The 23,913-nt window shown below is 54.4% G+C and carries 21 protein-coding genes and 1 pseudogene; 5 read left to right on the top strand and 17 right to left on the bottom strand.

From position 1 onward, the window contains the following. Positions 1-11: 11 nt before the first annotated feature. Complete coding sequence (locus tag ACR02O_RS02310) at positions 12-392, top strand: tautomerase family protein (RefSeq protein WP_458138709.1); 381 nt, start codon at positions 12-14, stop codon at positions 390-392. Between the two features lie 64 nt (positions 393-456). Then, positions 457-963 (top strand): DUF1993 domain-containing protein, encoded by a 507-nt coding sequence (locus ACR02O_RS02305; RefSeq protein WP_458138708.1) that lies wholly within the window; start codon positions 457-459, stop codon positions 961-963. A 121-nt stretch (positions 964-1,084) separates the two neighbouring features. Here ACR02O_RS02305 and ACR02O_RS02300 read toward each other — a convergent pair whose 3' ends face one another. Next, positions 1,085-1,654 carry a TetR/AcrR family transcriptional regulator gene (locus ACR02O_RS02300; protein WP_494522710.1) on the bottom strand — a complete coding sequence of 190 codons (570 nt, stop codon included), beginning with the start codon at positions 1,652-1,654 and terminating at the stop codon, positions 1,085-1,087. A 271-nt stretch (positions 1,655-1,925) separates the two neighbouring features. Between ACR02O_RS02300 and ACR02O_RS02295 the strand changes: the two genes are divergently transcribed. Then, the gene (locus tag ACR02O_RS02295) at positions 1,926-3,023 is read left to right on the top strand and encodes an IS5 family transposase (protein WP_458137750.1); all 1,098 of its coding nucleotides are present in this window, start codon (positions 1,926-1,928) and stop codon (positions 3,021-3,023) included. Between the two features lie 336 nt (positions 3,024-3,359). Here the strand turns inward: ACR02O_RS02295 and ACR02O_RS02290 are convergent, their stop codons facing one another. The 3 genes from ACR02O_RS02290 to ACR02O_RS02280 form a co-directional block, all read right to left on the bottom strand. Then, positions 3,360-4,157 carry an SDR family NAD(P)-dependent oxidoreductase gene (locus tag ACR02O_RS02290; protein WP_494522709.1) on the bottom strand — a complete coding sequence of 266 codons (798 nt, stop codon included), beginning with the start codon at positions 4,155-4,157 and terminating at the stop codon, positions 3,360-3,362. 57 nt (positions 4,158-4,214) lie between these two features. After that, positions 4,215-5,216 (bottom strand): NADP-dependent oxidoreductase, encoded by a 1,002-nt coding sequence (locus tag ACR02O_RS02285; RefSeq protein WP_494522708.1) that lies wholly within the window; start codon positions 5,214-5,216, stop codon positions 4,215-4,217. A gap of 100 nt (positions 5,217-5,316) precedes the next feature. Beyond that, positions 5,317-6,159: an oxidoreductase gene (locus ACR02O_RS02280; RefSeq protein WP_494522707.1), complete on the bottom strand. Its 843-nt coding sequence runs from the start codon at positions 6,157-6,159 to the stop codon at positions 5,317-5,319. Between the two features lie 104 nt (positions 6,160-6,263). Between ACR02O_RS02280 and ACR02O_RS02275 the strand changes: the two genes are divergently transcribed. Both ACR02O_RS02275 and ACR02O_RS02270 read left to right on the top strand, forming a co-directional pair. Further along, positions 6,264-6,707: a winged helix-turn-helix transcriptional regulator gene (locus ACR02O_RS02275; RefSeq protein ID WP_458138703.1), complete on the top strand. Its 444-nt coding sequence runs from the start codon at positions 6,264-6,266 to the stop codon at positions 6,705-6,707. 127 nt (positions 6,708-6,834) lie between these two features. After that, a pseudogene (locus tag ACR02O_RS02270) lies at positions 6,835-6,927 on the top strand (IS5/IS1182 family transposase); the annotation flags it as partial. Between the two features lie 95 nt (positions 6,928-7,022). Here the strand turns inward: ACR02O_RS02270 and ACR02O_RS02265 are convergent. The 13 genes from ACR02O_RS02265 to ACR02O_RS02205 form a co-directional block, all read right to left on the bottom strand. Beyond that, the gene (locus ACR02O_RS02265; RefSeq protein WP_494522706.1) at positions 7,023-8,525 is read right to left on the bottom strand and encodes a cobyric acid synthase; all 1,503 of its coding nucleotides are present in this window, start codon (positions 8,523-8,525) and stop codon (positions 7,023-7,025) included. Further along, positions 8,497-9,210: a 5,6-dimethylbenzimidazole synthase gene (gene bluB / locus ACR02O_RS02260; protein ID WP_171696962.1), complete on the bottom strand. Its 714-nt coding sequence runs from the start codon at positions 9,208-9,210 to the stop codon at positions 8,497-8,499. The genes ACR02O_RS02265 and bluB overlap by 29 nt, the downstream gene beginning before the upstream one ends. Then, positions 9,207-9,929, bottom strand: a complete 723-nt coding sequence (locus tag ACR02O_RS02255; protein WP_171696961.1) for an adenosylcobinamide-GDP ribazoletransferase — start codon at positions 9,927-9,929, stop codon at positions 9,207-9,209. Before ACR02O_RS02255 ends, bluB begins: the two co-directional genes overlap by 4 nt. Positions 9,930-9,931: 2 nt before the next feature. Then, a complete protein-coding gene (locus tag ACR02O_RS02250) occupies positions 9,932-10,345 on the bottom strand; it encodes a TM2 domain-containing protein (protein ID WP_033157528.1) in 414 nt (137 codons plus the stop codon). Positions 10,346-10,520: 175 nt separating this feature from the next. Then, on the bottom strand, positions 10,521-11,561 hold the full coding sequence (cobT, locus tag ACR02O_RS02245; RefSeq protein WP_171696960.1) for a nicotinate-nucleotide--dimethylbenzimidazole phosphoribosyltransferase: 1,041 nt from the start codon (positions 11,559-11,561) through the stop codon (positions 10,521-10,523). Positions 11,562-11,568: 7 nt separating this feature from the next. Further along, positions 11,569-12,096: a bifunctional adenosylcobinamide kinase/adenosylcobinamide-phosphate guanylyltransferase gene (gene cobU / locus ACR02O_RS02240; protein ID WP_319961019.1), complete on the bottom strand. Its 528-nt coding sequence runs from the start codon at positions 12,094-12,096 to the stop codon at positions 11,569-11,571. Further along, positions 12,089-12,532 (bottom strand): universal stress protein, encoded by a 444-nt coding sequence (locus ACR02O_RS02235; protein WP_319961020.1) that lies wholly within the window; start codon positions 12,530-12,532, stop codon positions 12,089-12,091. The genes cobU and ACR02O_RS02235 overlap by 8 nt, the downstream gene beginning before the upstream one ends. Positions 12,533-12,540: 8 nt before the next feature. Next, on the bottom strand, positions 12,541-13,050 hold the full coding sequence (locus tag ACR02O_RS02230; protein ID WP_319961021.1) for a hypothetical protein: 510 nt from the start codon (positions 13,048-13,050) through the stop codon (positions 12,541-12,543). A 2-nt stretch (positions 13,051-13,052) separates the two neighbouring features. Further along, positions 13,053-14,939, bottom strand: coding sequence for an ATP-binding cassette domain-containing protein (locus tag ACR02O_RS02225; RefSeq protein WP_319961022.1), 1,887 nt, complete (start codon positions 14,937-14,939; stop codon positions 13,053-13,055). Between the two features lie 291 nt (positions 14,940-15,230). After that, positions 15,231-17,528 carry a PKD domain-containing protein gene (locus tag ACR02O_RS02220; RefSeq protein WP_494522705.1) on the bottom strand — a complete coding sequence of 766 codons (2,298 nt, stop codon included), beginning with the start codon at positions 17,526-17,528 and terminating at the stop codon, positions 15,231-15,233. A gap of 477 nt (positions 17,529-18,005) precedes the next feature. Then, positions 18,006-21,113, bottom strand: coding sequence for an efflux RND transporter permease subunit (locus ACR02O_RS02215; protein ID WP_458138693.1), 3,108 nt, complete (start codon positions 21,111-21,113; stop codon positions 18,006-18,008). Further along, positions 21,110-22,288: an efflux RND transporter periplasmic adaptor subunit gene (locus ACR02O_RS02210; protein WP_458138692.1), complete on the bottom strand. Its 1,179-nt coding sequence runs from the start codon at positions 22,286-22,288 to the stop codon at positions 21,110-21,112. The genes ACR02O_RS02215 and ACR02O_RS02210 overlap by 4 nt, the downstream gene beginning before the upstream one ends. After that, the gene (locus tag ACR02O_RS02205; protein WP_494522704.1) at positions 22,285-23,685 is read right to left on the bottom strand and encodes an efflux transporter outer membrane subunit; all 1,401 of its coding nucleotides are present in this window, start codon (positions 23,683-23,685) and stop codon (positions 22,285-22,287) included. The genes ACR02O_RS02210 and ACR02O_RS02205 overlap by 4 nt, the downstream gene beginning before the upstream one ends. Positions 23,686-23,913 lie beyond the last annotated feature (228 nt).

Raw genomic sequence — 23,913 nt, 5'->3', positions numbered from 1 at the left:
GGAGGAATAACATGCCCTTAGTTCGAATATCGTTAATCAAGCAAGAAAATAAAGAGTTCGGGAGAAAGATTGGCCAAATCGTTCACCAAGAAATGGTGCGCACAATCAATGTACCCGAAAAAGATTGTTTTCAGGTTATTACCGAGCATGATAATAATTCTTTAATTTACGATTTCAATTATCTTGGTATACATCGAAGCGATGGCATCGTTTTTATACAAATAACCTTGAATGAAGGCAGAGGTATCGATTTAAAGAAATCACTTTATAAAAACATAGCCGATAGTCTGCATAATCAGCTAGATATACGCAGAGAAGATGTCTTAATAAGCCTTGTTGAAGTCAAAAAGGAAAATTGGTCGTTTGGGAATGGCATTGCGCAGTATGCGTAATAAGCGGTCAATACTTCTGCGTTTCATTAATCTGATTAAATGTTTTTAAAAATAGGGGGTTATTATGTCAATCGACATGTATCAAGCGTCAATACAAGTTTTTATCAAAATGCTGGGCAATTTATCGAAAATACTAGATAAAGCAGCAATCCATGCCGAAGCGAAAAACATTGATCAATCGGTCTTTATAAATTACCGTTTGGCCCCCGATATGTTTCCGCTCAGCAAACAAGTGCAAATTGCAACGGATATGGTTAAAGGCTGTGCCGCGCGCCTGGCGGGATTAGAGATTCCATGCTACGAAGACAATGAAACCACCTTTGCCGATTTGCAGGCTCGTATATCCAAAACCATCGCTTTTATCCAAGATGTAACCCCGGCGCAAATAAATGGCACTGAGAACCTGGCTATTAATTTCAAGATTGGCGGCGCCGAGAAAAGCTTTGTCGGTCTTCCATACGTGTTAGATTTTGTCCTACCTAATTTTTATTTCCACATCACGATGACCTACGCAATCCTTAGGCACAATGGGGTTGAATTGGGGAAATCGGACTTTTTGGGCGTGGATTAATTCCGCGTTTAAATTATTCATGTCTTTTGTTTTCCATAGGTAGAATGCGGCGTTTTGCCTATGGTAGCGCTGTTCCTTAGCCTGGAATAGGCAGAGTCTTGATCACGGCTTGGATCTCAAGTTATGGCTGATTCGTAGCAAGGCAATCCAGATGGGAATAAACTAGTTCTTTGGCATTAGCTATATAATCTGAATTGCAATTCGTTTGAGAAAATAGTATTGAGCCATGCATTAACATGGCAATTTGTGATGCTAATGTTTTTGGCTGACTTACCCCGCATTGATTGGCGAGGTTTAGTATATGCGTCCAAAAATTATGAATTATCCTGATCGCCGCTTGATGCACAGGATCGTCCTTGATTGGAAATTCCGAAAGCGCATTCAAAAACGGACTGCCTTTGAACTCTCCACTTTGAATTAAATCATTATAAACATCCAGCATCGCCAATAACTTATCTTTCGGATCAATCATTTCGGCGGCTATGTTTTCGTATCGGGACATGAATAATGCTTCCTGACGCAGAAGATAGGCAACGATTAAGTCTTTTTTCGACGCATAATATTTATAAAGACTCATTTTAGACACTTCAGCTTCTTTCAAAATGCCATCTATTCCGGTTGCGCGAATCCCTTGCTCATTAAAAAGATGAGTCGTAGCGGCTAAAATTTTATCCTGAGTATTATTTGACATTTTTAATCGACATAAATCAAACGCTATATTATGGCGCCCAATAAAAATTCTACATTCATTCTTTGTTCGCTGGAGTTTGAGTAAAAATCGTCATGAAACAACCGTGCATGCTAAATTTTTAAAAAGCGCCTGGTAATAAATCAATGAAGTTTAATGGCGATATAGAAACTCGCCGCTAGCAGGCTGGTGAAAAACTCGAAAAGCCAAGTAAGCTAAGGCATAGATGAGCGGCTAACTGTTAAAATAGGCTACCTAAATTTGGAGCCTTTCAATGCGCGGACACGATGCCATTCAAAACAGCTGGTTCAGCTATGTTGGCCTGGAAGACCGTATTCCCAAACAGCATCCGTTGCGTCGTTTACGGCTACTGGTTGATGGCGTATTGGCCTCGATGGATGCCGTCTTTGCCGAGCGTTACTCGCACACAGGCCGTCCCTCGATTGCCCCTGAAAAACTGCTGCGCGCCTTGCTGTTACAAGTCCTGTATACGGTCCGTAGCGAGCGTCAGTTGATGGAACAACTGGACTACAACCTGTTGTTTCGCTGGTTTGTCGGTCTGGGCATCGACGACGCCGTGTGGGAACGCACAGTGTTCAGTGCCAACCGCGAACGCCTGCTGTCCGAAGCCCTGAGTCGCGAATTTTTTGAGCGGGTACTGGCCATAGCCGAATGGCAAAATCTGGTGTCCGACGAACACTTCAGTGTCGACGGTAGCCTCATTGAAGCCTGGGCCTCGCACAAAAGCTTCGTCAAAAAAGATGGTAGTGGTCCCGATAAACCCGCCGGCCGCAATCCCGAGATCGACTTCAGTGGCGAAAAGCGCAGCAACGCCACCCATCAAAGTACAACCGATCCCGAAGCCCGGCTTTACAAGAAAGGCGAATACACCGAGGCCAAACTGCGTTACATCACCCATGCCTTGTCCGAGAATCGCAACGGCCTGATTGTCGATGTCGAAACCACTCAAGCCACCGGCACCGCCGAAATCGAAGCCGCGCAAAAAATGATCAAACGCCGCGTGCCCCAAGGTGGCAGCGTCGGTGCCGACAAAGGCTATGACCAACCGGCGTTCGTCAACGGACTCGAGTCCCGTGATATCAAAGCCCATGTGGCCCGCAAAAAGATTGGCAGTGCCGTCGACGGCCGCACCGCGCGCGGCAAAGGTTACGCCCAAAGTCTCAAGCGCCGCAAAATCGTCGAAGAAGCCTTTGGCTGGGTCAAAACGGTCGGCGGCCTGCGCAAAACCCGTCACATCGGCTTAGCCAAAGTCGCGGGTCAGGCCTTGTTTTGCTTTGCCGCCTACAACCTGACGCGCATGCTCAACCTATTGGTGTTCACGCCGAAACCGGCGTGGAGTGCACCCGCCTAGGGTGAAGTTCGCCTGAAAACCGTCCACAGACGGCTTCAGGCGAATAAAAAGCCCTTGAAACCGGGGCAAAACGCTTGAAACTCGATGTCATGACCGATTTCAACTCGAAAAAATCACGAACATCGTGGGTAAGGGGAAATATCGGCGGGTTTTTCACCAGCCTGCTAGGCGCGGATTGTTTGGTAATCCGCGCGACTAACGACTCGTTGCTCAGCCTACCTGTTTCTGTGAAGAATGTCTGTCATACGCCAACCAGCCCCGTGCCTTTCCAGATGTGATTTATAGCGGTCTGTGGAGTTATCAAAAAACGGCGCATGTTATTCACATGGAAAACAATCAAGATTGCGTAGCTAGGCGTGGCGCGGACTGGCCGGTTTGCGTCGCCGCGAAGAGTTCGGACCGTTCAGCGTCGTATCTGTCCCAGTGCCCGACGTCAGCCAGGGAGGGCCAGGTGACCAACTCGCCTTGGTCGAAACCAGCCAGCGCGGCATCGACAAGATGCTCGGTAGTCATCACCGCTTCTTCTGGAAACGCGGTCAGTGGCATCCCGGCGGTATCCCAAAGTTCGGTGGCTGTGGCGGCAGGCAACACCACTTGCACCCTAATCCCCGTATTTGCCAGTTCTTGCTGTAGCCCGCGACTGAAATTGAGCACGAACGCTTTCGTGCCGCTGTATACCGAGCTCACCGGAAACGAATGCACAGCCAATACCGAGGCGATATTGATAATGACACCGTCGTTGCGTGCCTTGAACGCAGGCAGCACGGCATGCGTCAATCGCGTCAGCGCCGTGATATTCAACGCGATCTGCGACAAGGAGTCTTTCACTGGCGCTTCCGCAAAAGGGCTGAGTCTGGCAATGCCGGCATTGTTGACCAATAGACTGATAGCGGGATTGGCAGCGAGAACGGCTTCAAGACCCGCGAGGTCTGTTTCGTTCTCAAGATCGGCCACCCGCGTTTCGGCCTTGATGCCGTAAGCCTGCTCTAGTTTGGCGGCGAGATTCTGCAAGCGGTCGCCGCGCCGGGCGACCAGCAAAAGGTCGTATCCGCGTTGAGCTAGACGATCGGCGTAGATGGATCCGATGCCGGAAGAAGCACCTGTTACAACAGCGATTTTTTTAGATGAAGTCATGGTTTTTTACCTTTAATTGAAGTGTTTGAAAAATTTGGAGCTTGGGTTGTCTTCTGCTCACAGCATCTTGACGACGACTTTCCCCCTCGAACGCCCCTGAGCGAGGTAGGCAAGCGCATCTTTGGCTTCCTCGAACGGAAACACCTTGTCGATCACAGGCTTAATACGCTCGGCTTCGAGGAGTTTGCCGATCTCGCCGAGTTGAGCGCCATCGGGACGCACGAACAGAAATGAATAAGTGACTGCCCGTTTTCTGGCAAGCCGAATGATCTTGCGGCTCATCAGCCCGAATACGAACCTGAGGAAGAAATTCAAGCGCTTGGCATCCGCGAACGCCGCATCCAGCGGCCCGATCAGAGAGACGATCTTGGCCCCCGGTTTGAGGATGCCGACGGATTTCTCGAGCTCGCCCCCTTTGAGCGTGCCGAGCACCACATCGTAGCCGCCCAGTACTTTCTCGAAATCTTGCTTCTTGTAGTCGACGACTTCATCGGCTCCCAGGTTGCGCACCAGTTCAACGTTGCCCGTACTGGTGGTGGTTGCCACCGTGGCGCTCAGGTGCTTTGCCAATTGGATCGCAAAGGTGCCAATGCCGCCTGAGCCTGCCGGGATGAAAATCTTCTGGCCGGCCCGAAGATTGGCGCGTTCCTTCAGCGCTTGCCAGGAGGTAAGCCCGACCATCGGAATGGATGCGGCCTGCACGAAATCCAGATTGGCCGGCTTCAGCGCGGCGGCGCTCTCCGGCACCACCGCAAATTCGGCAAGCGATCCTTTACCAAGATCGAAGATACTGGCGAAGACCGCATCGCCGGGCTTGAAGCTCGTTACGCGGCTGCCAACCTCAGTCACCACGCCCGCCAGATCGCTGCCCAGCGTGGCCGGAAGCTGGAAATGCAGGACCGGCTTGAACATCCCGGTCGGAATCATGTTGTCGATCGGGTTCAGGCCCGCGGCGTGGACTTTTACCAGCAGTTCGTCCGCCTTCAGTGTGGGACGAGAAATGTCGGAAAAACCGATCTCGGGCGACTTGCCATAGCGTTTGAAGGTGAGGGCTTTCATGGTTAATGTGCTATTCACAAAAAATTCCTTGTTGCTAAGTTCAGACTAAATCGGTGTTGAAATGCGACTTGGTTTCCATAACGCTGGACGACGAACGCCTTCATGACATTTGTGGTTTTTTTATTGCGTCGAGCCGCAGATCTTTTCGAAGCCCTGCGTCCAATACGCGAGCAGGCGCAAATCTGCGTAGCAAGCTCAAGCGCTTAGCGAGACCGCCAGCTGTATATCGGAGCTTGGGGCGAGCCGCTCTGGCCGCTTTCAGCACCACATCGGCCACGACTTCCGGCTCGTCGGCAATAGCCATCACTTCCTCCAGCACCTTGTCCAAGACCGCGCGGGTTTCGTGATACTCCTCAAGCTGCGAATCGGCCGCCAGCAGGTTCGCGTCGAACTTCGTTTTTGTGTATGCGGGCTCGATGACGGAGACCCGGATTCCTCTGGTACGCAACTCGTGATCGAGCGATTCCGAATAGCCTTCGATCGCGTGCTTGCTCGCGGCATAAATGGCCATATACGGCATCGGCAATACGCCAAGCACGGAGCCGATGTTGATGATGCGACCGCTGCCTTGGCGCCGCATATGGGGTGTAACGGCGCGAGTCATGCGGACAATGCCGAAGAAGTTGGTATCGAAAACCGACTGGGATTGTTCGATCGAACTTTCTTCCGCTCCGGCAGGGGCAACCCCGAATCCGGCGTTGTTCACAAGCAGGTCAATGCGTCCTTCCCGTTGCATCACCTCGCTAACGGCAGCTTCGACGGAAACATCGCTAGTCACGTCGAGAGGCAGCATCTGAAAAGGATGTCGATTCGTTTGGACGGCCCGTCTGCTGGTCCCGTAGACCTTGTAGCCAGCCGCGGTCAGCCGCAGAGCGGTTGCTTCGCCGATGCCCGAGGATGCGCCGGTAACCAGCGCGACACTAATATTTTGCTTAATACTCATAACTCAAATCTCCTTGCGGGGTGGATTGTCTATCATCTAAGTGTTACTATCATTTCGGTAGTCATGTTACTACCAATTTGAAAGCAAGTCACTACCAAAATTGTATGAACGATAAAAATATTTGTGATGACCCTTGTCCAATCGCGCGCTGCTTGGCTTTTCTGGGAGACGCATGGAGTCTTTTGATTCTGCGGGATGCCCATTTCGGCCTCACCCGCTTTGACCAGTTTCGGAAAAACCTGGGAATCGGACCGGCGATCCTGACCCGCAGATTGGCGACTCTGACAGCGGAAGGCTTGTTGGAAAAAAGGCTTTATTCGGAACGCCCGCCGCGTGAGGAGTATGTGTTGACTGCCGCCGGCCGCGATTTTCTGCCGGTGCTGTTCACGATTGGAGCCTGGGGACGTCAATATCGCGGCGAGGGCCGGCTGGTGCGCATCTTGGACGCAGAAACGGGGGCAGAAATCAGACCGGTGCTTGTGGATGAGGTCACCGGGATAAAGATCGGGAATCGGCCGATACGCATTGTCGAGCCGGATGGCGACTAGGGGGGTGTTGCTGCTTTGGAATGCTAGTTTTGAAATCGGACTGATTTGCCCAAGGGCTTGAAATTTTGAATCAAAAGAGCATTAAGCGATGCTTCGGCAGTTGTTCACGGACGAATACTGGAATAAATTCAAAGCCAGCGCGACGCGATATGACACATTGAAACGCCATGTTGAAAGCCTTGCCGCTTTGGCCTGCGCTTTTATTTGGTTGCCCAGTTAAAACGGCAACAGCCCTAATCAAACAAAGGGGTTTATGCAAAAAATCCGCTGCCGGAAATTGCGTATATTTCAGCCATTCGCCGCAATGGCTGAGCGTCAGCAAGCGCGTCGGGTAGATGCCGCCAATGCTTCCAGCAAGGTGAAATTGCAATGCGTTGCCAGGCAATCGGCCAGACGCTCGATGCCGGCTTCGCGCACCGCATTGAAATCCAGGGCTTGCGCTTGCCGATAGCCTGCCCAATGCAACAGCGCATCGCAGGCGGCGGGCAAATCGAATAAACCGTGCAGATAACTGCCCGCCACCTGTCCGTCTGCCGAAACGGTGCCATCGTGACCATCCGCTAGCGAAAATAAGGGTTGTGCCAGCGCCGGACCACTACTGACGCCCAGATGAATCTCGTAGCCCGCCACCTTTGTCGTTTGCCCATAAAACGTGCCGGTAGTTTGTTTCAAGCATTTTTCCGCTCGCAAAACCGTCTGCATATCCAATAAATCCAGGCCGGCAGCACTACCGGCCGGACCTTCCAGCCCCAGTGGGTCGTCTATGCTTTTGCCCAGCATCTGAAAGCCGCCGCAAATCCCCAGCAGTTTGCCGCCGTAACGCAAATGGCGAGCAATAAATTTGTCCCAGCCTTGCTCTCTAAGACGCGCTAAATCACTACGCACCGATTTGCTGCCGGGTAGCACAACCAAGTCTGCACCGGCTACCTGGTCCGGACTTTTCGCAAAACTGACTTGTACGCCGGGGTGCAATTGCAATGGATCGAAATCGGTATGATTGCTGAAGCTGGGCAAATGCGGCACGACGATATGAAACGCGCCGGTTTGGCCCTGTTGGGCATGCCGAGTGGATAAGGCATCCTCGGCTTCCAGATAAAGATCGTGCAAATACGGCAGCACGGCCAACACCGGCTTCCCGGTTCGCTGTTCCAGCCAATCCAAGCCGGGTTTTAACAACGCAATATCGCCCCGGAAACGGTTGATGACAAAACCGATCACGCGCTGTTGTTCGCTTGCTGATAGCAATTCCAGCGTGCCGACCAAGTGCGCAAACACACCGCCGCGATCAATGTCGGCGATTAGAATGACTGGGCAATCCACTGCTTCGGCAAAGCCCATATTGGCGATGTCACCGGCGCGCAAATTAATCTCCGCCGGACTGCCGGCACCTTCGACAATCAGCATCTGGTAATGAGCGCCCAAGCGTTGCCACGATTCCAGAACCGCTTGCTTGGCGATTTTTTTATAATCGTGGTATTGGCTGGCTGATTGGTTTTGCAGGACTTTGCCGTGAATGATGACTTGCGCGGTGGTGTCGGTATTGGGTTTGAGCAGCACCGGATTCATATCGCTATGCGGCGGCAAACCGCAGGCTGAGGCTTGTACGGCTTGGGCGCGGCCGATCTCGCCGCCGTCTATCGTTACCGCGCTATTCAATGCCATGTTTTGCGGCTTGAACGGCGCGACGGCGATGCCTTGACGCCGGTAATAACGGCACAAGGCCGTCACCAAGGTACTTTTGCCGGCATCGGAGGTGGTGCCTTGCACCATCAGGGCCTGGAAAGGCGGTTTAGGATGCATCGGGCCAGCCGTTTTCATAGACAAACGCCGATAAAGGTTGCGGCGTTGCCCAGTTTTCCAGTTCCAACATGGGTTTGGAATAAAACTCGGCGACATTGCCCAGACAAAGCACCGCAATCGGCCGGCTGCCGGTAGGCATTTTCAATAGTTGCGCCAATGCGCCCGGATCGAATAGCGATACCCAGCCCAGTCCCAGGCCTTCGGCGCGGGCCGCCAGCCACAGGTTTTGAATCGCGCAGGCCGCCGAGGCCAGATCCATTTCCGGCAGGGTCCGGCGGCCGAAAATGTGTTGCTCGCGTCGATCAGGTAAAGCGACGATCAGCAATTCGCCGCAATCGAGTATGCCTTCCACTTTAAGCTTCATGAATTCGTCGTGCCGTTCGGCGAGGGCTTCGGCGGTAAGTTTGCGTTCCTGTTCGACCAGCGCGTAAATATCGTTACGTATGCGGCGATCAGTAATGCGGATAAAGCGCCAAGGCTGCATTAAGCCGACGCTACCGGCCTGGTGCGCGGCTTGTAACAGACGAGCCAAGACTTCGGCATCGACCGGATCGGAAAGAAAATGCCGCATATCGCGGCGTTCGGCGATGGCACGATAGACGCCGGCGAGTTGTTGGTCAGGGAAGCGGTGCGCGGCAGAGGCGTCTTGCGGTGCAGATTTGTGCTCGGGAGTTGCCGGCGAACGCGGCGATTGCTGTGTCATTGCAGCATGGCAACCATTAGCACGGCGGCTTCCGTTAGCTCGACCGCCGCACCGTAAACGTCGCCGGTTACCCCGCCCAAGCGCGAGACCGCGGTTTGCCGTACCCAAAATAGTACACCACCGGCGAACAGTACAGCCGGTAAACCTAAAAACACCGCGGCAGTCAGGACGCTAATCACCAACACCGCTTGGATATGCGCTCTTGGCAATTGTTGCAATAGTGCCTCGGCCAGGCCTTTTGGGCGAATATAGTCAGTTGTCAGCATCAAACCCAGAATTGCGGTTCGGCCTAAAACCGGGGCCAGCAGCAAGGGGGCGAGGCGAGTTTGCTCGAACATGGCGGTCAGTGCAGCAAACTTCAGGACTAAAACCAGCACCAGCAAACTAACCGCAATCGGCCCGGAGGCCGGGTCTTTCATGATTTGCAGGCTACGCTGTTTGTCGCCGTAGCCGCCGACCCAAGCATCGGCGCAATCGGCCAAACCGTCCAAATGCAGGCCGCCGGTCAGTAATACCCAGCCGGTCAAGACGATAGCCGCCAACAGCATGGGCGCACTGCCGGCAAACAGTATCGGCGGCAGGCTTAGGAGAACACCCAGTAGCAGGCCGACCGCTGGATAGTACAAAACCGAACGCCCCAGCAAGGGAGCGCCAGCCGCGTCACGACAGCTAACAGGTATGCGGGTCAGGAATTGCAAGGCAAGCAGAAAAGCATCCACGATTATTTAAGATGACGTCCCTTGGCATCTTTGTAGATATGGCCGGTTGCAATCAACACGCCTTCGATGAAGCCCCACATGACGCCAAAACCGCCGGTAACCAGCGTGACTACGGCTTGGGTGAAGCCGAGGAAATAGAAGCCCAGATAAATGCGATGCAAGCCGATCGCGCCGAACGCAATCCCCAACAAAGCCGCGACCAACTTGCTTTTGACTGGCTTGGCTTCCATCAAATATGCGCCGACCAGGCTGACGTCGGTGACTTTATCTTCGTCGTGATCGAAATCTACATCGTCGCCGACTTTGGGCGGCGCTTCCGATGTCCATTGATCCAGGTGGAATTCGTAGAATTGACCTTCGTATTTGATCACGCCGGTCTGGCATCTTTCATCGTAACTTTCTATGTGTCCTAGCATGTTGTTTACCAAATCAGTTGTATGTTTTTATTATTATGTGCACCTGCCGTTAGGACAGTTGCCGGTCGCAAAGCAAGCTCGACGTCAGCCCAGCTTATTTTTCGCGGCTAATGATACGGGAAAGCCCAAGGCCCCGCCATTGCGCCTGACGCAGATTGCCAACGTAAAACCTATTTCAGGCAGTAGAGACTTGCGCTTGACTGAATGTGGCCATTTCATTGTGTAAACGACAGGCCATTTGCAGTAAGGGTACCGCCAACACCGCGCCGCTACCCTCGCCCAGGCGCATCTGTAGATTCAACAACGGCTGAGCGTTCAAGGCTTGCAGGATGCGGGCATGGCCTTTTTCCGCAGAACAATGGCCGTAAAAAAACCAGTCCACGCAGCCGGGATTGATTCCCACCGCCAGCAACGCCGCGACACTGCTGATAAAGCCATCTATCAACACCGGCAAACCTTGCTGGGCGGCGCTGATATAGGCTGCGGTGAGAGCGGCGATTTCAAAACCGCCCAAGGTTTTTAAAATATCCAAAGGCGTCTGCAAAGCAGCTTGGTGGTGCTGCAAGGCCGAGTCGATAACACCGGCTTTGTGGTCGATTTGTCCAGCGTTCAAACCGGTGCCGGCACCGGTAATCTCGGCGGCCGGTATCCGCAAACTGGCGGCCGCCAAAGCGCTGGCGCTGGTGGTATTGGCGATGCCCATTTCCCCGCCGATAAACAAATCGGCGCCGTTCGCCACCGCCCGCTCGACGGCAGCCCGGCCGGCGGCCAAGGCGATAGTTAACTGTTCGTCGTTCATCGCCGCTGTCCGGGAGAAATTGGCGGTGCCGGCACCGGCTCGATGGCTGATTACATTGGGTAAGGCCATTGGCTGCAATAGACCGACATCGACGACTTCGAAATAGGCATCGACATGCCGGGCCAGCACATTCACCGCGGCACCGCCGGCCGCGAAGTTTTTGACCATTTCCATCGTTACCACTTGCGGAAATGCCGAGACGCCTTCCTCGGCAATGCCGTGATCGGCGGCAAATACGCTGATATGGATTTTTTCCAGTTTAGGCATTGCCCGGCGCTGCATCGCCGCCAACCTGACCGCGCAATCCTCCAGCAACCCTAGGGAGCCGGGCGGCTTGGTTAATTGCGCTTGCCTGCTTAAAGCTTGTTGGTAATAAGCGGCATCAGGCGCGGCAATCGGCGCGGATAAACTGTTCATAATCAAATTACAGGGTTTTGAGGATTTGCGGCAAACCGGCGGTGACCAGCACCACCTTGTCGCTGATTTGCGCGAGTCTTTGATGTAAAAAGCCGGCTTCATCGACGAATCGGCGGGTCATGGCGTCGGCGGCTACAACACCCAGGCCCACTTCGTTGCTGACCATAATCACCCGTTGCCTGCCGGTCGCCAGTACGGCGCATAAGGCATCGGCTTGTTGCTGATAGCGCTGTTCTTGTAGATTACCTTGTTTATCGAATAACACATTGCATAACCAAAGCGTCAGACAGTCCACCAGCAAGCAATGTTGTTTGCCGGCATAGTCGCCAATCACATCCGCCAAGGCGATGGGTTCTTCAACGGTTAACCAATGCGGCGGCCGGCGTTGTTGATGGTGCTGGATGCGGCTGTGCATTTCGTCGTCACCGGCTTCAGCGGTGGCGATGTAGACCACGGGCAGGCCGGAGGCCAAAGCCTGTTGCTCGGCATAGCGGCTTTTACCGGAACGGGCGCCGCCCAAAACCAGCTCAATCATCCGCTAACCGCACCGCCAGTACGTCGCATTTAGCGTGATGCAGCACGCCGTTGGCAGTAGAGCCGAGTAACAAAGCAAAACCATGGCGGCCGTGCGAACCTACGACAATCAAGTCGGCCTGAATCTCTTCGGCTACCCGGACGATTTCCAGTTTGGGGCTACCCATTTCCAGATGTTGCCGTTCGGTAGGGACATTCAGTTTTTCGCCCAGCTCGTGCAGGCGTTTCTTGGTGGCATCCATCAGTTCCTGGGTCAGATCCACATCGAAGGGAATGATGGGGCCATAGGCCGGATCGGTAATCGGCAAATTATCGACCACATGTACCAAGCTCAGTTGGGCAGCGTTTTGCGCGGCGATTTGCCTGGCTTTTTCCGCAACTTGACCGCCATGTTCAAAAAAATCGGCCGCCAATAAAACATGTTTATAAATCGACATAATTCCTCCTAATCGCTAACGGCGATCTCGGTAAACAACAAAGTCATGACCTGTGTGGAAATCAGTATATATAAAAAAGCCAACGCCAAGCCGAACATCAACGGCCTATCCAGGGCATGCCGAAAAATATTGCCGTTAACCAGCCAATGCCAGCCCATCAGAGCTATCATCGCGATATAGGCCACCTGACTGATCTGGGTATACAGACTGGCGACCGCCGGAATGGCGCACAGACTAATCACCACATCGGAACCCAGTAATGCCGTCAGAGTTTGCGGAAAACGGGCGGTTTTCCCGGAAAAATAGAGTAGCGGATAGCAAAAACCTATCATCAACACCGTCTCGGTTGCAATTTGCAGCAGGGCATGCGACCAATCGCTATCCAGCAGCAAAATCAATAGATTAACCAGCAAATAGGGTATGAACATCAGCCGCATTAACCAAGGCGACGCCGGCACATCCTGCGGGCCTTTGCGCATAATGCAAATCTCAAAAAACAACACCATCAGTTGGTACATGATCACTCCGCTTGTTGTAGGTTTTCCTCCGCTGCCAGCCAATCCATTTCTGCCTGTTCCAGCGCGCTATCGATTTGGCCTTTCCGGCTCAGTAACTGCTTTAATTGTTCCTTATATTCCTCGGCATAAATGGCCGGATCGGCCAATTGTTCTTCCAGATCGCGCTGTTGCTGATGAAACTTTTCCACCGCCGCTTCGGCTTTTTTCACGGCGTCCAACAATGGTTTTAAACGCTGCCGACGCTCCGCATCGAGTTTACGCTGATCCTTGCGCGACACCCCGCCGCCATTCTCGTTGGCGACCGGTTCGTCGCCCGCTTTCTTTTGTTCGGCCAACCATTGCTTGTAATCGTCCAAATCCCCGTCGAACGGCTGGATTTTGCCGCCAGCCACCAATAACAGTTGGTCGGTCACGGAACGCAGTAAATGCCTGTCATGCGAAACTACCACCAGAGCACCCTGGTATTCCTGCAAAGCCACGCTCAGCGCGTGGCGCATTTCCAAATCCAGATGGTTGGTCGGTTCGTCCAACAGCAGCAAATTCGGATTTTGATAAACTAACATCGCCAGCACCAAGCGGGCTTTTTCGCCGCCGGAAAACGGTCCGACCGGATCGTTGACCTTGTCGCCGCGAAAATCGAAGCCCCCCAAAAAATTGCGCAAATCTTTCTCAGTCGCTTGTTTATCCAGCTTTTGCAGATGCCAGAGCGGGCTTTCTTCCAGGCTTAGCAATTCCAATTGATGCTGAGCGAAATAGCCGATATGCAAATCCTGAGCGGTTTGTAGCTTACCAGTCAATGCCGGCATTTGCCCGGAAAGTACTTTGATCAGGCTGGACTTGCCGGCGCCGTTGGGCCCGAGCAGGCCGATACGGTCGCCTGGCGCAATCGACAGGCTGGCGTTTTTAATCACCACTTTATCGCCGTAGCCGATGTCGGCTTCTTCGATTTTCAGCAGTGGATTGGGCATTTTCTTCGGCGGTGGAAAACTAAAACCAAACGGTGAATCGACATGAGCCTGAGCGATCAACTCCATGCGTTCCAAAGCCTTGATACGGCTTTGCGCCTGTCTGGCTTTGGTGGCTTGCGCTTTAAACCGGTCGACAAAACTTTGGATATGGGCAATTTCGCGCTGCTGCTTTTCGTAGGCGGTTTGTTGTTGAGCCAGTTTTTCGGCGCGCATGCGTTCGAAGTCGGAATAATTGCCCGTGTATATTTCGGCTCTGTTTTGCTCGATATGCACGATGTGGTCGGTGATGGTGTCCAGAAAATCCCGATCATGGGAAATCAACAGCAGCGTGCCGGGGTACTTGCCGAGCCAATCCTGTAGATAAATCACTGCGTCCAAGTCCAAGTGGTTGGTGGGTTCGTCCAAAAGTAAAACATCGGAACGACACATCAGCGCTTGCGCCAAATTTAAACGCATACGCCAACCACCGGAGAATGAGCTGACCGGCCGGCTTTCTTGCTCGGTGCTAAAACCCAGACCGTTTAACAAACGCGAGGCCCGAGCTTGCGCCGTGTATCCACCGACATGATCCAAAGCAGCATGCAGCTCCGCTAATTTGATGCCGTCATGCGCTTGTTCGGCCGTATGTAATTTTGCCTGCAACGCACGTAACTCTCTGTCGCCGTCCAGCACATAATCGATGGCTGAACATCCCAAGGCCGGGGTTTCCTGGGCGACATGCGCGATTTCCAGATTCGGCGGCATGGAAAAATCACCTTCGTCGGCATGTAATTCACCGCGCAATAATGCAAAAAGGCTGGATTTTCCGGCACCATTGGCTCCGGTCAGACCAATTTTTTGGCCTTTATGTATCGTGAAAGAGGCCTCGCTAAACAGCAAACGGTTGCCGCGACGGATGGCGATGTTTTTGAAATTGAGCATGATGGTCAAAAGTTGGCTGGGTGCGACGCCGCACAATAGGGGAATTTTAGCGCGGCAGGGGGTTGCGCGTCTTTTGCAGTTTACTTGACGACGCATAGCCGGCTATTTGCGGGCTTGGTGTTGAGCCGGGCAATAGAAGCTTTTGGGAGAGGAGGAATAAGCCGCTAGGGGATGTAAGCGGGAGCGGCAATGTTTTTAAGGCTATCCCGATTTCGGATGAATTATCGTCAACCGGGACAACTCCGGAATACGTCGGGGACGGCCAAGAACCAGCCGCCCCCGAGCATTAAATTACCAGGACAAACTGCGTGAAATAGCGCCACTACCATCGTACAAGTAGCCATTTTTAACTACCTTGGTGACGGTGAACGCGCAAGTACCCTTGCTGTTGCTAGGTAACAGGGCACTGCTCAAACTGGTCGAGCCCTTTGTACCGGTAATGGAATAGCTTGCCCCGGTCACATTAGTTTTGCTGGTGCCCGAGGTGACTGAGCCACTCCAAGTACCATAAACGCCGGCACCGGTAATGGTCGATGTTCCGGATTTAACGGTAATGTTGGCGACGCATTGCGATTTACCTCCGCTTAACAATTTTCGAGTCATCACGGTACTGGCAACTTTCATATTCATCGCTACGACACTTTGCGCCGCCTGAATACTTTGTGTGGTGCTGGTTTTCAAACCGCTGCTATCGGTAACGGTTAGTGTTGCGGTATAGGCGCCAGGGGTATTGTAGATGTGGCTGACCGATGCGCCGCTGGTTGCCGCAGAACCATCGCCGAAATTCCAGGCGTATGAAGAGATCGAGCCGTTTTTAGCGCTTGAGCCGGCACCATTCAACGTAACATTGAGCGGAGCGTCGCCGACAGTTGGCAGCGCTGTGATGACTGCTGAGGGTGGCACCAACGCTACAACCGGGTAATTGCCGGTAATTTGGTATTGGCCAAGGCTGCCGTAGTCAGAGTAACCCGTAGTTAAGTCGCCTTTGCCTACTCCTTCGACTTTCAGGAAATATTTTCCGGCGTTGAGCGAGACGTTTAAGGATGCCGCCAAGCTGTCCACCGGATTGGCTTGGGCCACCGTTTTGCCTTGCGCGTCAATTAACGTTAACAACACATCCAAATTGGGCGCTATTGCATCGGGTGTAACATTCAACTGCGCGCTGCCCCCGCCGGTTGAAAATACGAAAACGTCGACGTCCGTTGTGCGCTCGATGATGCCACTTTGTGAAACCGCGCTGGCGTCGCCGGCTAATGGTGCCGCACTGGCAGTTGTGTCAGGGAAGTCATCGGGCCGCACAGACGCACCCGCAGCGTTTATTACTGCAAGATCATCCTGTAGATTGTTGGCGCCCGGATACTCGCCTTTACTCCATTGTGCGACAGGTTTGTAGTAGCCCACTCCCATGATCGGCGCCCAGCCGGTAGCACCGCTACCATGGCCGGCATAGTAGCCGGTGCTGGCATTGCCATCATGATTGAGGTTTAAGTTATGCCCTACTTCGTGTGAAATAGCTTCTGCAACATATTTGGGATAACCGTTGCCCAGTTTGTCGAAGAATACCCAGGCGGGCCGATAGCGTTCCGGGTAGGCGGCTGAATAATATGAAAACACATTAACGTAAGCCACGCCGCCGCATGTCTGGTTGCAAAGTTCCGGCATAGACCGGGTAACCACGGCTCGAGTGCCGTACTGAATGTCACTGGTGCTACTGCGCCTCAAGGCATCCAAAGTGGGCTCCTGGGTCGTCACGTCAACATCGAAGGGGGCGTAGTCTTCCGCTACCCGTTGCCATATTTCCCGAATGTTATTTAATTCCGTAGTGCTGAAAGCGCCCGGGTTGCCATCTATATCATAGGCTTGAGCGGTAAGCGTAGTCATACTCCAGGCCGTGTTGGTCGCGATGTGGCCATTGAAGTCCAAATAAATAACGCGATTGGAACCAGGCTTGCTGTGCAGGGCGAATGGGTCGGCAGTTGCCGTACTGGCTACGCCGCTACCGGTGCTGGTGACCGTGGCGGTTTCTTGCTCGCCTTGTCCTTGAGTGATTTTGGTATGCTCGTCGATATAAAGCAGGCGACCGCTTTCATCGATCCAGGCGGACGCATCGGTGCGCAATATATCTTCCAGGCGTTCGCTGGACATGTCGTAGGCTTTCGCCACATCCCCCAGCTTGTCGCCCAATGCGTCGATAGCTGCCTGACCGTTCTTTTTGCCTGTTAGCGTAATTTGCGGAAACGCCATTTCAGTTTCCGCTTCGGCCAATTCGGTAATCTTGGCTGATGAACTTTGCGATTTTGCCCTGACCACGTCGAAGGGGTTTTCCATGCCCGACCCGTTTAAACCCGAGACAAATGCTTGAACCCGGCCATCGGCAAGCAGGGTCAGCCCGTAGTTATAACCGATCAAAGCGCTTTCGGCTTCTTGTTGCGAAGAAAAGTACAGTGGCTCTGCAGATATGCCGGCGGCTGAAGCGGGTAATTCGGTACTCAAATCATTTTCGATGGTCGCTTTCTGCTCAATCGGCGGCGTGGCGCAACCCACTAAGGTAGTGATGACGGCGGATGCGATGAATGTCTGTTTGTTCATGGTGGACTCCCGTGTATGGAAAGATCACTGTACCCATTCTCAAAAATCGGCAGGCACAGGCGAGTAATACTGACGACAAAGTAAAGAACAATGTGCCCAAAAATTCTGAGATCAGAGTGGCTATTTTAAAAAGAACGGAAAAAACTGAACGGCGCCGACCTTTCCCAAGGTAACTCATAACAATACCCAAGTGCCGCTCCCCTGAAAGCGCGGGCCCTTTGCAATCACCTTACTAGATCCGCGCATACACAACGATGACAAATGTTTTCAGACCTCCCTAAAGCTATGATTGTCGTAGTTGAAAATAGCCGTCACTGCCACCGTACCTCGCAGCATAACACCGGCTTGATAGGATTGCCTTACAACGCGAATCCGCCGCTAATTTAGTAAGCGGTGGCAACATCGCTACCTGCCAAAAACCCCCGCCACCAATGTATCAGGCCAAACTTACCGCTTTGGTTTTTACATCGATACTGCCTATCGCCTGGCCCCCAAAATCGCATAGCAAACCGGTGTCAAAATCAAGCTGGCTGCCATCCCGATCAATAGACCGGCCGACAGCGACAAAGTCATCGGAATCAGGAACTGCGCTTGCTGGCTGGTTTCCAGTAAGGTCGGCAAAAAACCGGCAAAGTTGGTTAGAAAGGCCAGCAAGATCGGCCGAAAACGGGCGATACAGGCGGCGCTGATCAGCTGTTCCACCGGGGTATCCTCGTCGCCGTGCTGACGAATATAATCCAGCAGCACCAGGCTATCGTTTACCACCACGCCGCTAGCCGCAATCATGCCCACTAACGATTCCATCGACAAGGGCAGTCCGGCCGTCCAATGCGCCAGCACAGCGCCGCTCCAGGCCACCGGCGCGGCCAACAGAAAGATCAGCGGTTTGCTGTAAGATTTAAACGGCACCGCGATCAAAGCATAGATCACCAACAGCGCGATCAAGGTATTTTTACCGAAGGCCGCCAGCATCGCTTCCTGTTCCTGGCGCTGTTGGCCGATTTGCACATTCAAGCCGGGAAACGCCTGCTCCAGATCCGGCAAAGCACTGTTCTCCAGCTCGGCGTAAATGCCGTTGACATCGGCCTTGGTCGGATCGACGCGGGCCTGCACCTTCAACACCCGATGCCGGTCTTCGCGATTCAGCCGGGAATAGCCTTGCACCAGCTTGATCTCGGCCAGATCGTTCAGCGGTACGCTGCTGCCGTTCGGCAGGCGCACCGGTTGCGCCTTCAACGCATCCAACGATTGTCGTTGTTCCAACGGATAGCGCACCATCACTTTTACTTCCCGGCGGCCGCGCAGGAAGCGATGCACTTCCTCGCCGTAATAACCCTGGCGGACTTGCTCGGCCAGTTGTTCCAGGCGCAAGCCCAGGCGTTCGGCTTCCGGCTTTAACGCCAGCCGTACTTCCGGTTTGCCCGGTTCGGATGAGTCGATCACATCGTAAACCCCGGGAAACGTCGCCAATGCCGTTTTGAGTTGCTCGGCGGCGGGTTGCAGCAGACTTGGGTCGCCGGCGCCCAGCAGCAACTCGATGTCGTAAGGCACATCGCCTTCTTTGTAAATAAAATCGACCTTGCCCCGGCCAATATCGCCGATACGTTGCCGCCAGTCGCGGATGAAGTCTTCTACTTTCAAACGCCGGCGGCCTTCTGCCGAAAACTCCAACCAAATGCCGGCGCCATGCTCCCAAATAATCGTTTCCACACCGACGATCACACTGTGGTCGTTGGCATGAGCGGCTTGCATGTTTTGCCGGCTTGCTGGATCCACGCCGTCCAGTTCGTCGCGTAAAGCAAACAGGGCTTTTTCCACTTGGGTCGCCAGTGCTTGAGCCTCGCTGTAAGGCGCACTCTGCGGCAATTGCATCGATACCCAAAAACTGTCCTTGGTGACATCCGGATTAATCGACTGCCGCACCCGGTCGCTCAGCACCAAGGCCGTGCAAATTGCCAGCAGGGCGATGAACAAGGCCACGGTCAAATAGCGCCAAGCCAGTGCCGTTTCCAACAGCGGCTGGTAAACACGCACGACGAAACGATCCAAGCTCTGATTCATTCGCTCGCGCAAGCGTTGTAAACGGCCGGGTTTGGCCTGGGTATCGATGTCGCCGACCAGATGCGACGGCAAAATCAGCAAGGCTTCGATTAGCGAGAACACCAGCGTCAAGATCATCACCAGGCAAATCGGCCGCATCAGTTGCCCTGCCCAACCCGGTAAAAATAGGCCGGGCAAAAACGCTACCAGTACGATTAATACCGACAGGCTCACCGGCAGCGCTACCTCCTGTACCCCCTTTATCGTAGCTTGCAGCGGCGAATACCGGCCTTCTATCTGCCGGCTATGCACACTTTCGCCGATGATGATGGCGTCGTCCACCAAGATGCCCATCGCCAGCAAGAAACCGAATAAGGACAGCATATTCAAGGAAATATCCAGGGCCGGCATCAGCCAAAACGCACCCAGCACCGAAGTAAAAATGCCGACGCCGGCCCACAGCGCCACCCGCAGCCTTAAGAACAAGGTCAGCACCAAACAGACCAGCACAAAGCCGCTCAAGCCATCTTCCAATAGCGTGCCGATGCGCTCGTCGTAAGCTTGTGAATCGTCCCACCAGGTAATCAGACGCAAGCCGTCCGGCAATTGCCCGCGCATTTCTTCGACATACGCTTTGACGCGCCGCGCCACCGCCACGCTGTCCTGTTCGGCGTGAATCTCCCAACCCTGCGCGGTTTGGCCATTGTGATGCCAGGCCCATAAGCGTTCTTCCAGGCCGTCTTTGATGGTGGCGATTTGCTCAAGCCGCACCCGGTTGCCGTCCGGCAAAGTCTTGACGATCAACGCGCCGACGGCGTCGGCATCGCGGGCCCGGCCGCTGACTCGCAGTTGCAACTCGCCGTCGGGATTCTTGATCAGGCCGCCCGGCAGATCGACCGAGGCCTTACGCAAGGCTTGTGCTACGTCGTCCAGCGTCAGCTGATATTTGCGTAATTGGTGCGGCAACACTTCGATGTCGATTTCATAGGCCAGCTCACCGTAGTTACGCGCGCGGCTGACGCCCGGAATCGCCGCTAGTTGTTCCTGAATCCGGTCGCCGTAGCGTTGCAAGGTGGCGGCATCGGTGGCCCCGTGCAAGGCCAGCCAGATCACACCGTCGTCGTCGTCCCGGCCAGCCGGCAACACCTGGATTTTTTCCAGCTGTTTCGGCAGGCGCGGAATAGCTTCCACCCGGCTTTGCAGGGTTGCCATCATCTGGTTTCGGTCATGGTCCGGCAGAATTTCAACTTCGATCTTGCAGTTATCGCCCCTAATCTCGCCGTGCAGATGTTTAACGCCCGGTACATCATGGATCGCTTCCTCAATGGGTACGCATACCGATTCCTCGACTTCCGAGGGGCCAGCGCCAGGGAATACAGCTTCGATCACGATGATATTAGGGCTGAAACGCGGAAATACTTCTTTATCGATACCGAGCACACCCAGCACGCCGCCGGTCAGAATCAGCAGCATCAATAGATTGGCCGCGACCGGATTGCCGGCGAACCAAGCCAATAAACCCAATCGCTGGTTGGTGGGCATCATGGGGCAGCGTCAGGCTGCGCTTCGACTGCGGTGACTTTCATGCCGGCCACCGCCACCGGCAATTCCGACACCACTACCCGCTCGCCGGGATTTAATCCGGCCTTGACGACGACACGCTCGGCGTCGTGGCGCAGCACTTGCAGCTGGCGGATTTCCAAGCGTTGCTCGGCGTCGACCAATTTGGCTTGTTGCAAGCCGTTCAAAGCCGTGCGCGGCAAGCTAAACAAACCTTCCCGGAACACGCCTTCGATCTCGGCTTGCACGAATAATCCGCTCAGCAAGGGCGGCCTATCCGCGCTTTCCCGGAACGGCTCGGCGACTTGCGCGACCAGATAAAGCTGGCCGCTGTTGTCGTCCAGCGCCGCTTCGCTGCGGACGATGCGGCCTTGCCAGCTATGCGGTTTGCCGGCCAGTTCCGCGCGCAAAGTCACCGCCGGCCAGTGGCCGGTCTTGCCATGTTGCCCCAAAGGCAGCTCTAAAAAGGCCAGTTGCTCGGTGCTGATCGGCAGACGTATTTCGGCGACATCGCTGGCGTAAATCCGAGCTATCACTGCGCCTGATGGCAGATATTGACCCAAACCTGCTTGCTTGCTGAGCACCCGGCCGGCAAACGGCGCCCGCAATTCGCAGCGGCTGCGATTGAGTTTGGCCTTGGCCAGATCGGCTTCGGCGGCCTTGAGCTTGGCTTGCGCCTCGGCCAATTGCGGCTTACGCAGCGCCAACGCTGTCGGCTCGCCTTCGCCCAACGCTTGCCATTCGCTGTGTGCCTGCTCGACTTGCGCCTGTTCGTTGATCAAGACCCGCTGGGCCTCGGCCAGCTGGGCTTCGGCGGCAACGATGGCGTAATCGTAATCGCGCGGGTCTATGGTCAGCAGCAATTCGTTGGCGGCAAAGAAACCACCGGCAGCCATCGCCGAATGTACCTGCGCTACTTTACCGCCCACTTCGGTGACCAAGTCAATAGTCTCGCGCGGCGCGACCACGCCTTGGGACATGACGTTCAGCCGCAAGCTTTGCGGCTCGACACGAACCACATTGACCTTGGGAATCGTCGGCTCGGCATTTTGCTGAACGGTTTGCGGCTTGCCGGCGATAATCGCCCAGGCCGCGCCGGCCGCCGCCAGCAATACCAGAATCGGTAACAGGATTTTTAAATTGAGTGCTTGCGGATTCAAACGCCACCGCCTAATGCCAGATAGAGGTTGATACGATTGTTTAATAATTGCCGCTGTACGGCCAGGTGAGCGCTTTGCGCATTGAGGGTGCTGCGGTAGCTGTCGAGTAAAGTCAGGATTTCGATCAAACCCTGCCGGTAGGAATACACCGCCAGCTTACGGCTGGCCTCGGTTTGCTCGACGGCTTCGCGCAAGGCCTGTTCCTGGGTGCGCAGCCAGGCTTCGGCGGCCAGCGCTTGCTCGACTTCGCGAAAGGCGTTTAAGGCCACACTTTGGTATTGGTTAAACGCTTCCTGGACTTTAGCTTCATTAAAGCGAATTTCGCCTTGCAGCCGGCCGCCGGTAAATAGCGGCTGGGCCAGGCCGGCGGCTAAATTCCAGGCCGCCGCGCGCGGGTCGATGATCTCGGTCAAGGCCGCGCTGCTGGAGCCGCCGGCGCCGGTTAGCGTCACCCGCGGCAGCAAGGCTTTTTCGGCGCTTTCCAGGCGCGAGTCGGCGGCCCGCAAGCGTTTGAATGCGGCGATGACGTCCGGGCGGCGTTCCAATAGCTCGGCCGGCAAACCGGCGCTCAAGGTTTCCGGCGGCTGCGGTAATTGGAATGTCGCGTCGAATTCTTGTTTAGCTGGATCATTACCCGGATACCGGCCCAGCAAGGTTTGCAGGCGCTTACCGATTAATTGCGCATCATTTCTAGCCTGCGCCAGTTGCGCTTGGGCATTTGCCAGATCGGTCAGCACCAAGCGCAAATCCAGGCCGCGGGTCAAACCTCTGTTGAAACGGCCGCGTACCAGATCGACAATGGTGCCGCGGTCCTTGACCGACTGTGCCGCCACCGTCGCTTGCCATTGCGCTTCAGTGAATTCGAAATAGGCTTGGGCAATCCGTGCGGCCAGCGATAATTGCGCGGCACGATAATCGTCGCCAGCTGCTTCTGCTTCGGTTTCCGCCGCTTGTTGTCCGGCCTTGATCCGGCCCCAAACATCCAGCTCCCAGCTCAGGTTGAACAGCGCCGTATACGCGCCGGATTCGCTGCTTTCGCCGCCCATATTGGTTTTTGCGCGTTGATAGCCGGGGGTTAACGACAATTGCGGCCAACGGCCGGAGCCGGCGATAACGGCTTGTTCGCGCGCCGCGTCAACACGGGCCGCGGCACTTTTCAAATCAAAGTTATCGGCCAGGCCGCTGTTTACCAAGCCCGTCAGATGCTCATCATTAAAGGCTGCCAACCAGCCCGTTGCGGCCGGTTCGGCAAACTGGCCGTTGCTGCTCCAGTTTTGCGGCGCCTGAAAAGCCAAAGCATGTGGGTCCCGAGGAACGGGTGCTTCGCAGCCAACGGCCCATAACGCCGATAGAGCTGGCAAAATCCATAACATCGGGCGACAAGGTTTGGCGGGCATTGGGGCGGGAATAACTGAATAAATCCGATGAATAGAGGCAGCTATTGAATAAGACGATCAAGCCGGCCAAATCCCCACCGCAAGCGAAAAAATAATTGAGTCAGCTCACTGGCAGCAACTGTTTGGGCCCAACATAATTGTTCAGCAACCCCTCTGGGGCGAATTCATTCCGCCTCTTGGTGCTTAGGCCGCTTCAGCCAAACCAAAGAAATCGGCCATGTGCATCGG

The sequence above is a fragment of the Methylomonas sp. PHL2-19 genome (assembly GCF_059331595.1).
This window is presented reverse-complemented; position numbering and strand designations above follow the sequence as displayed.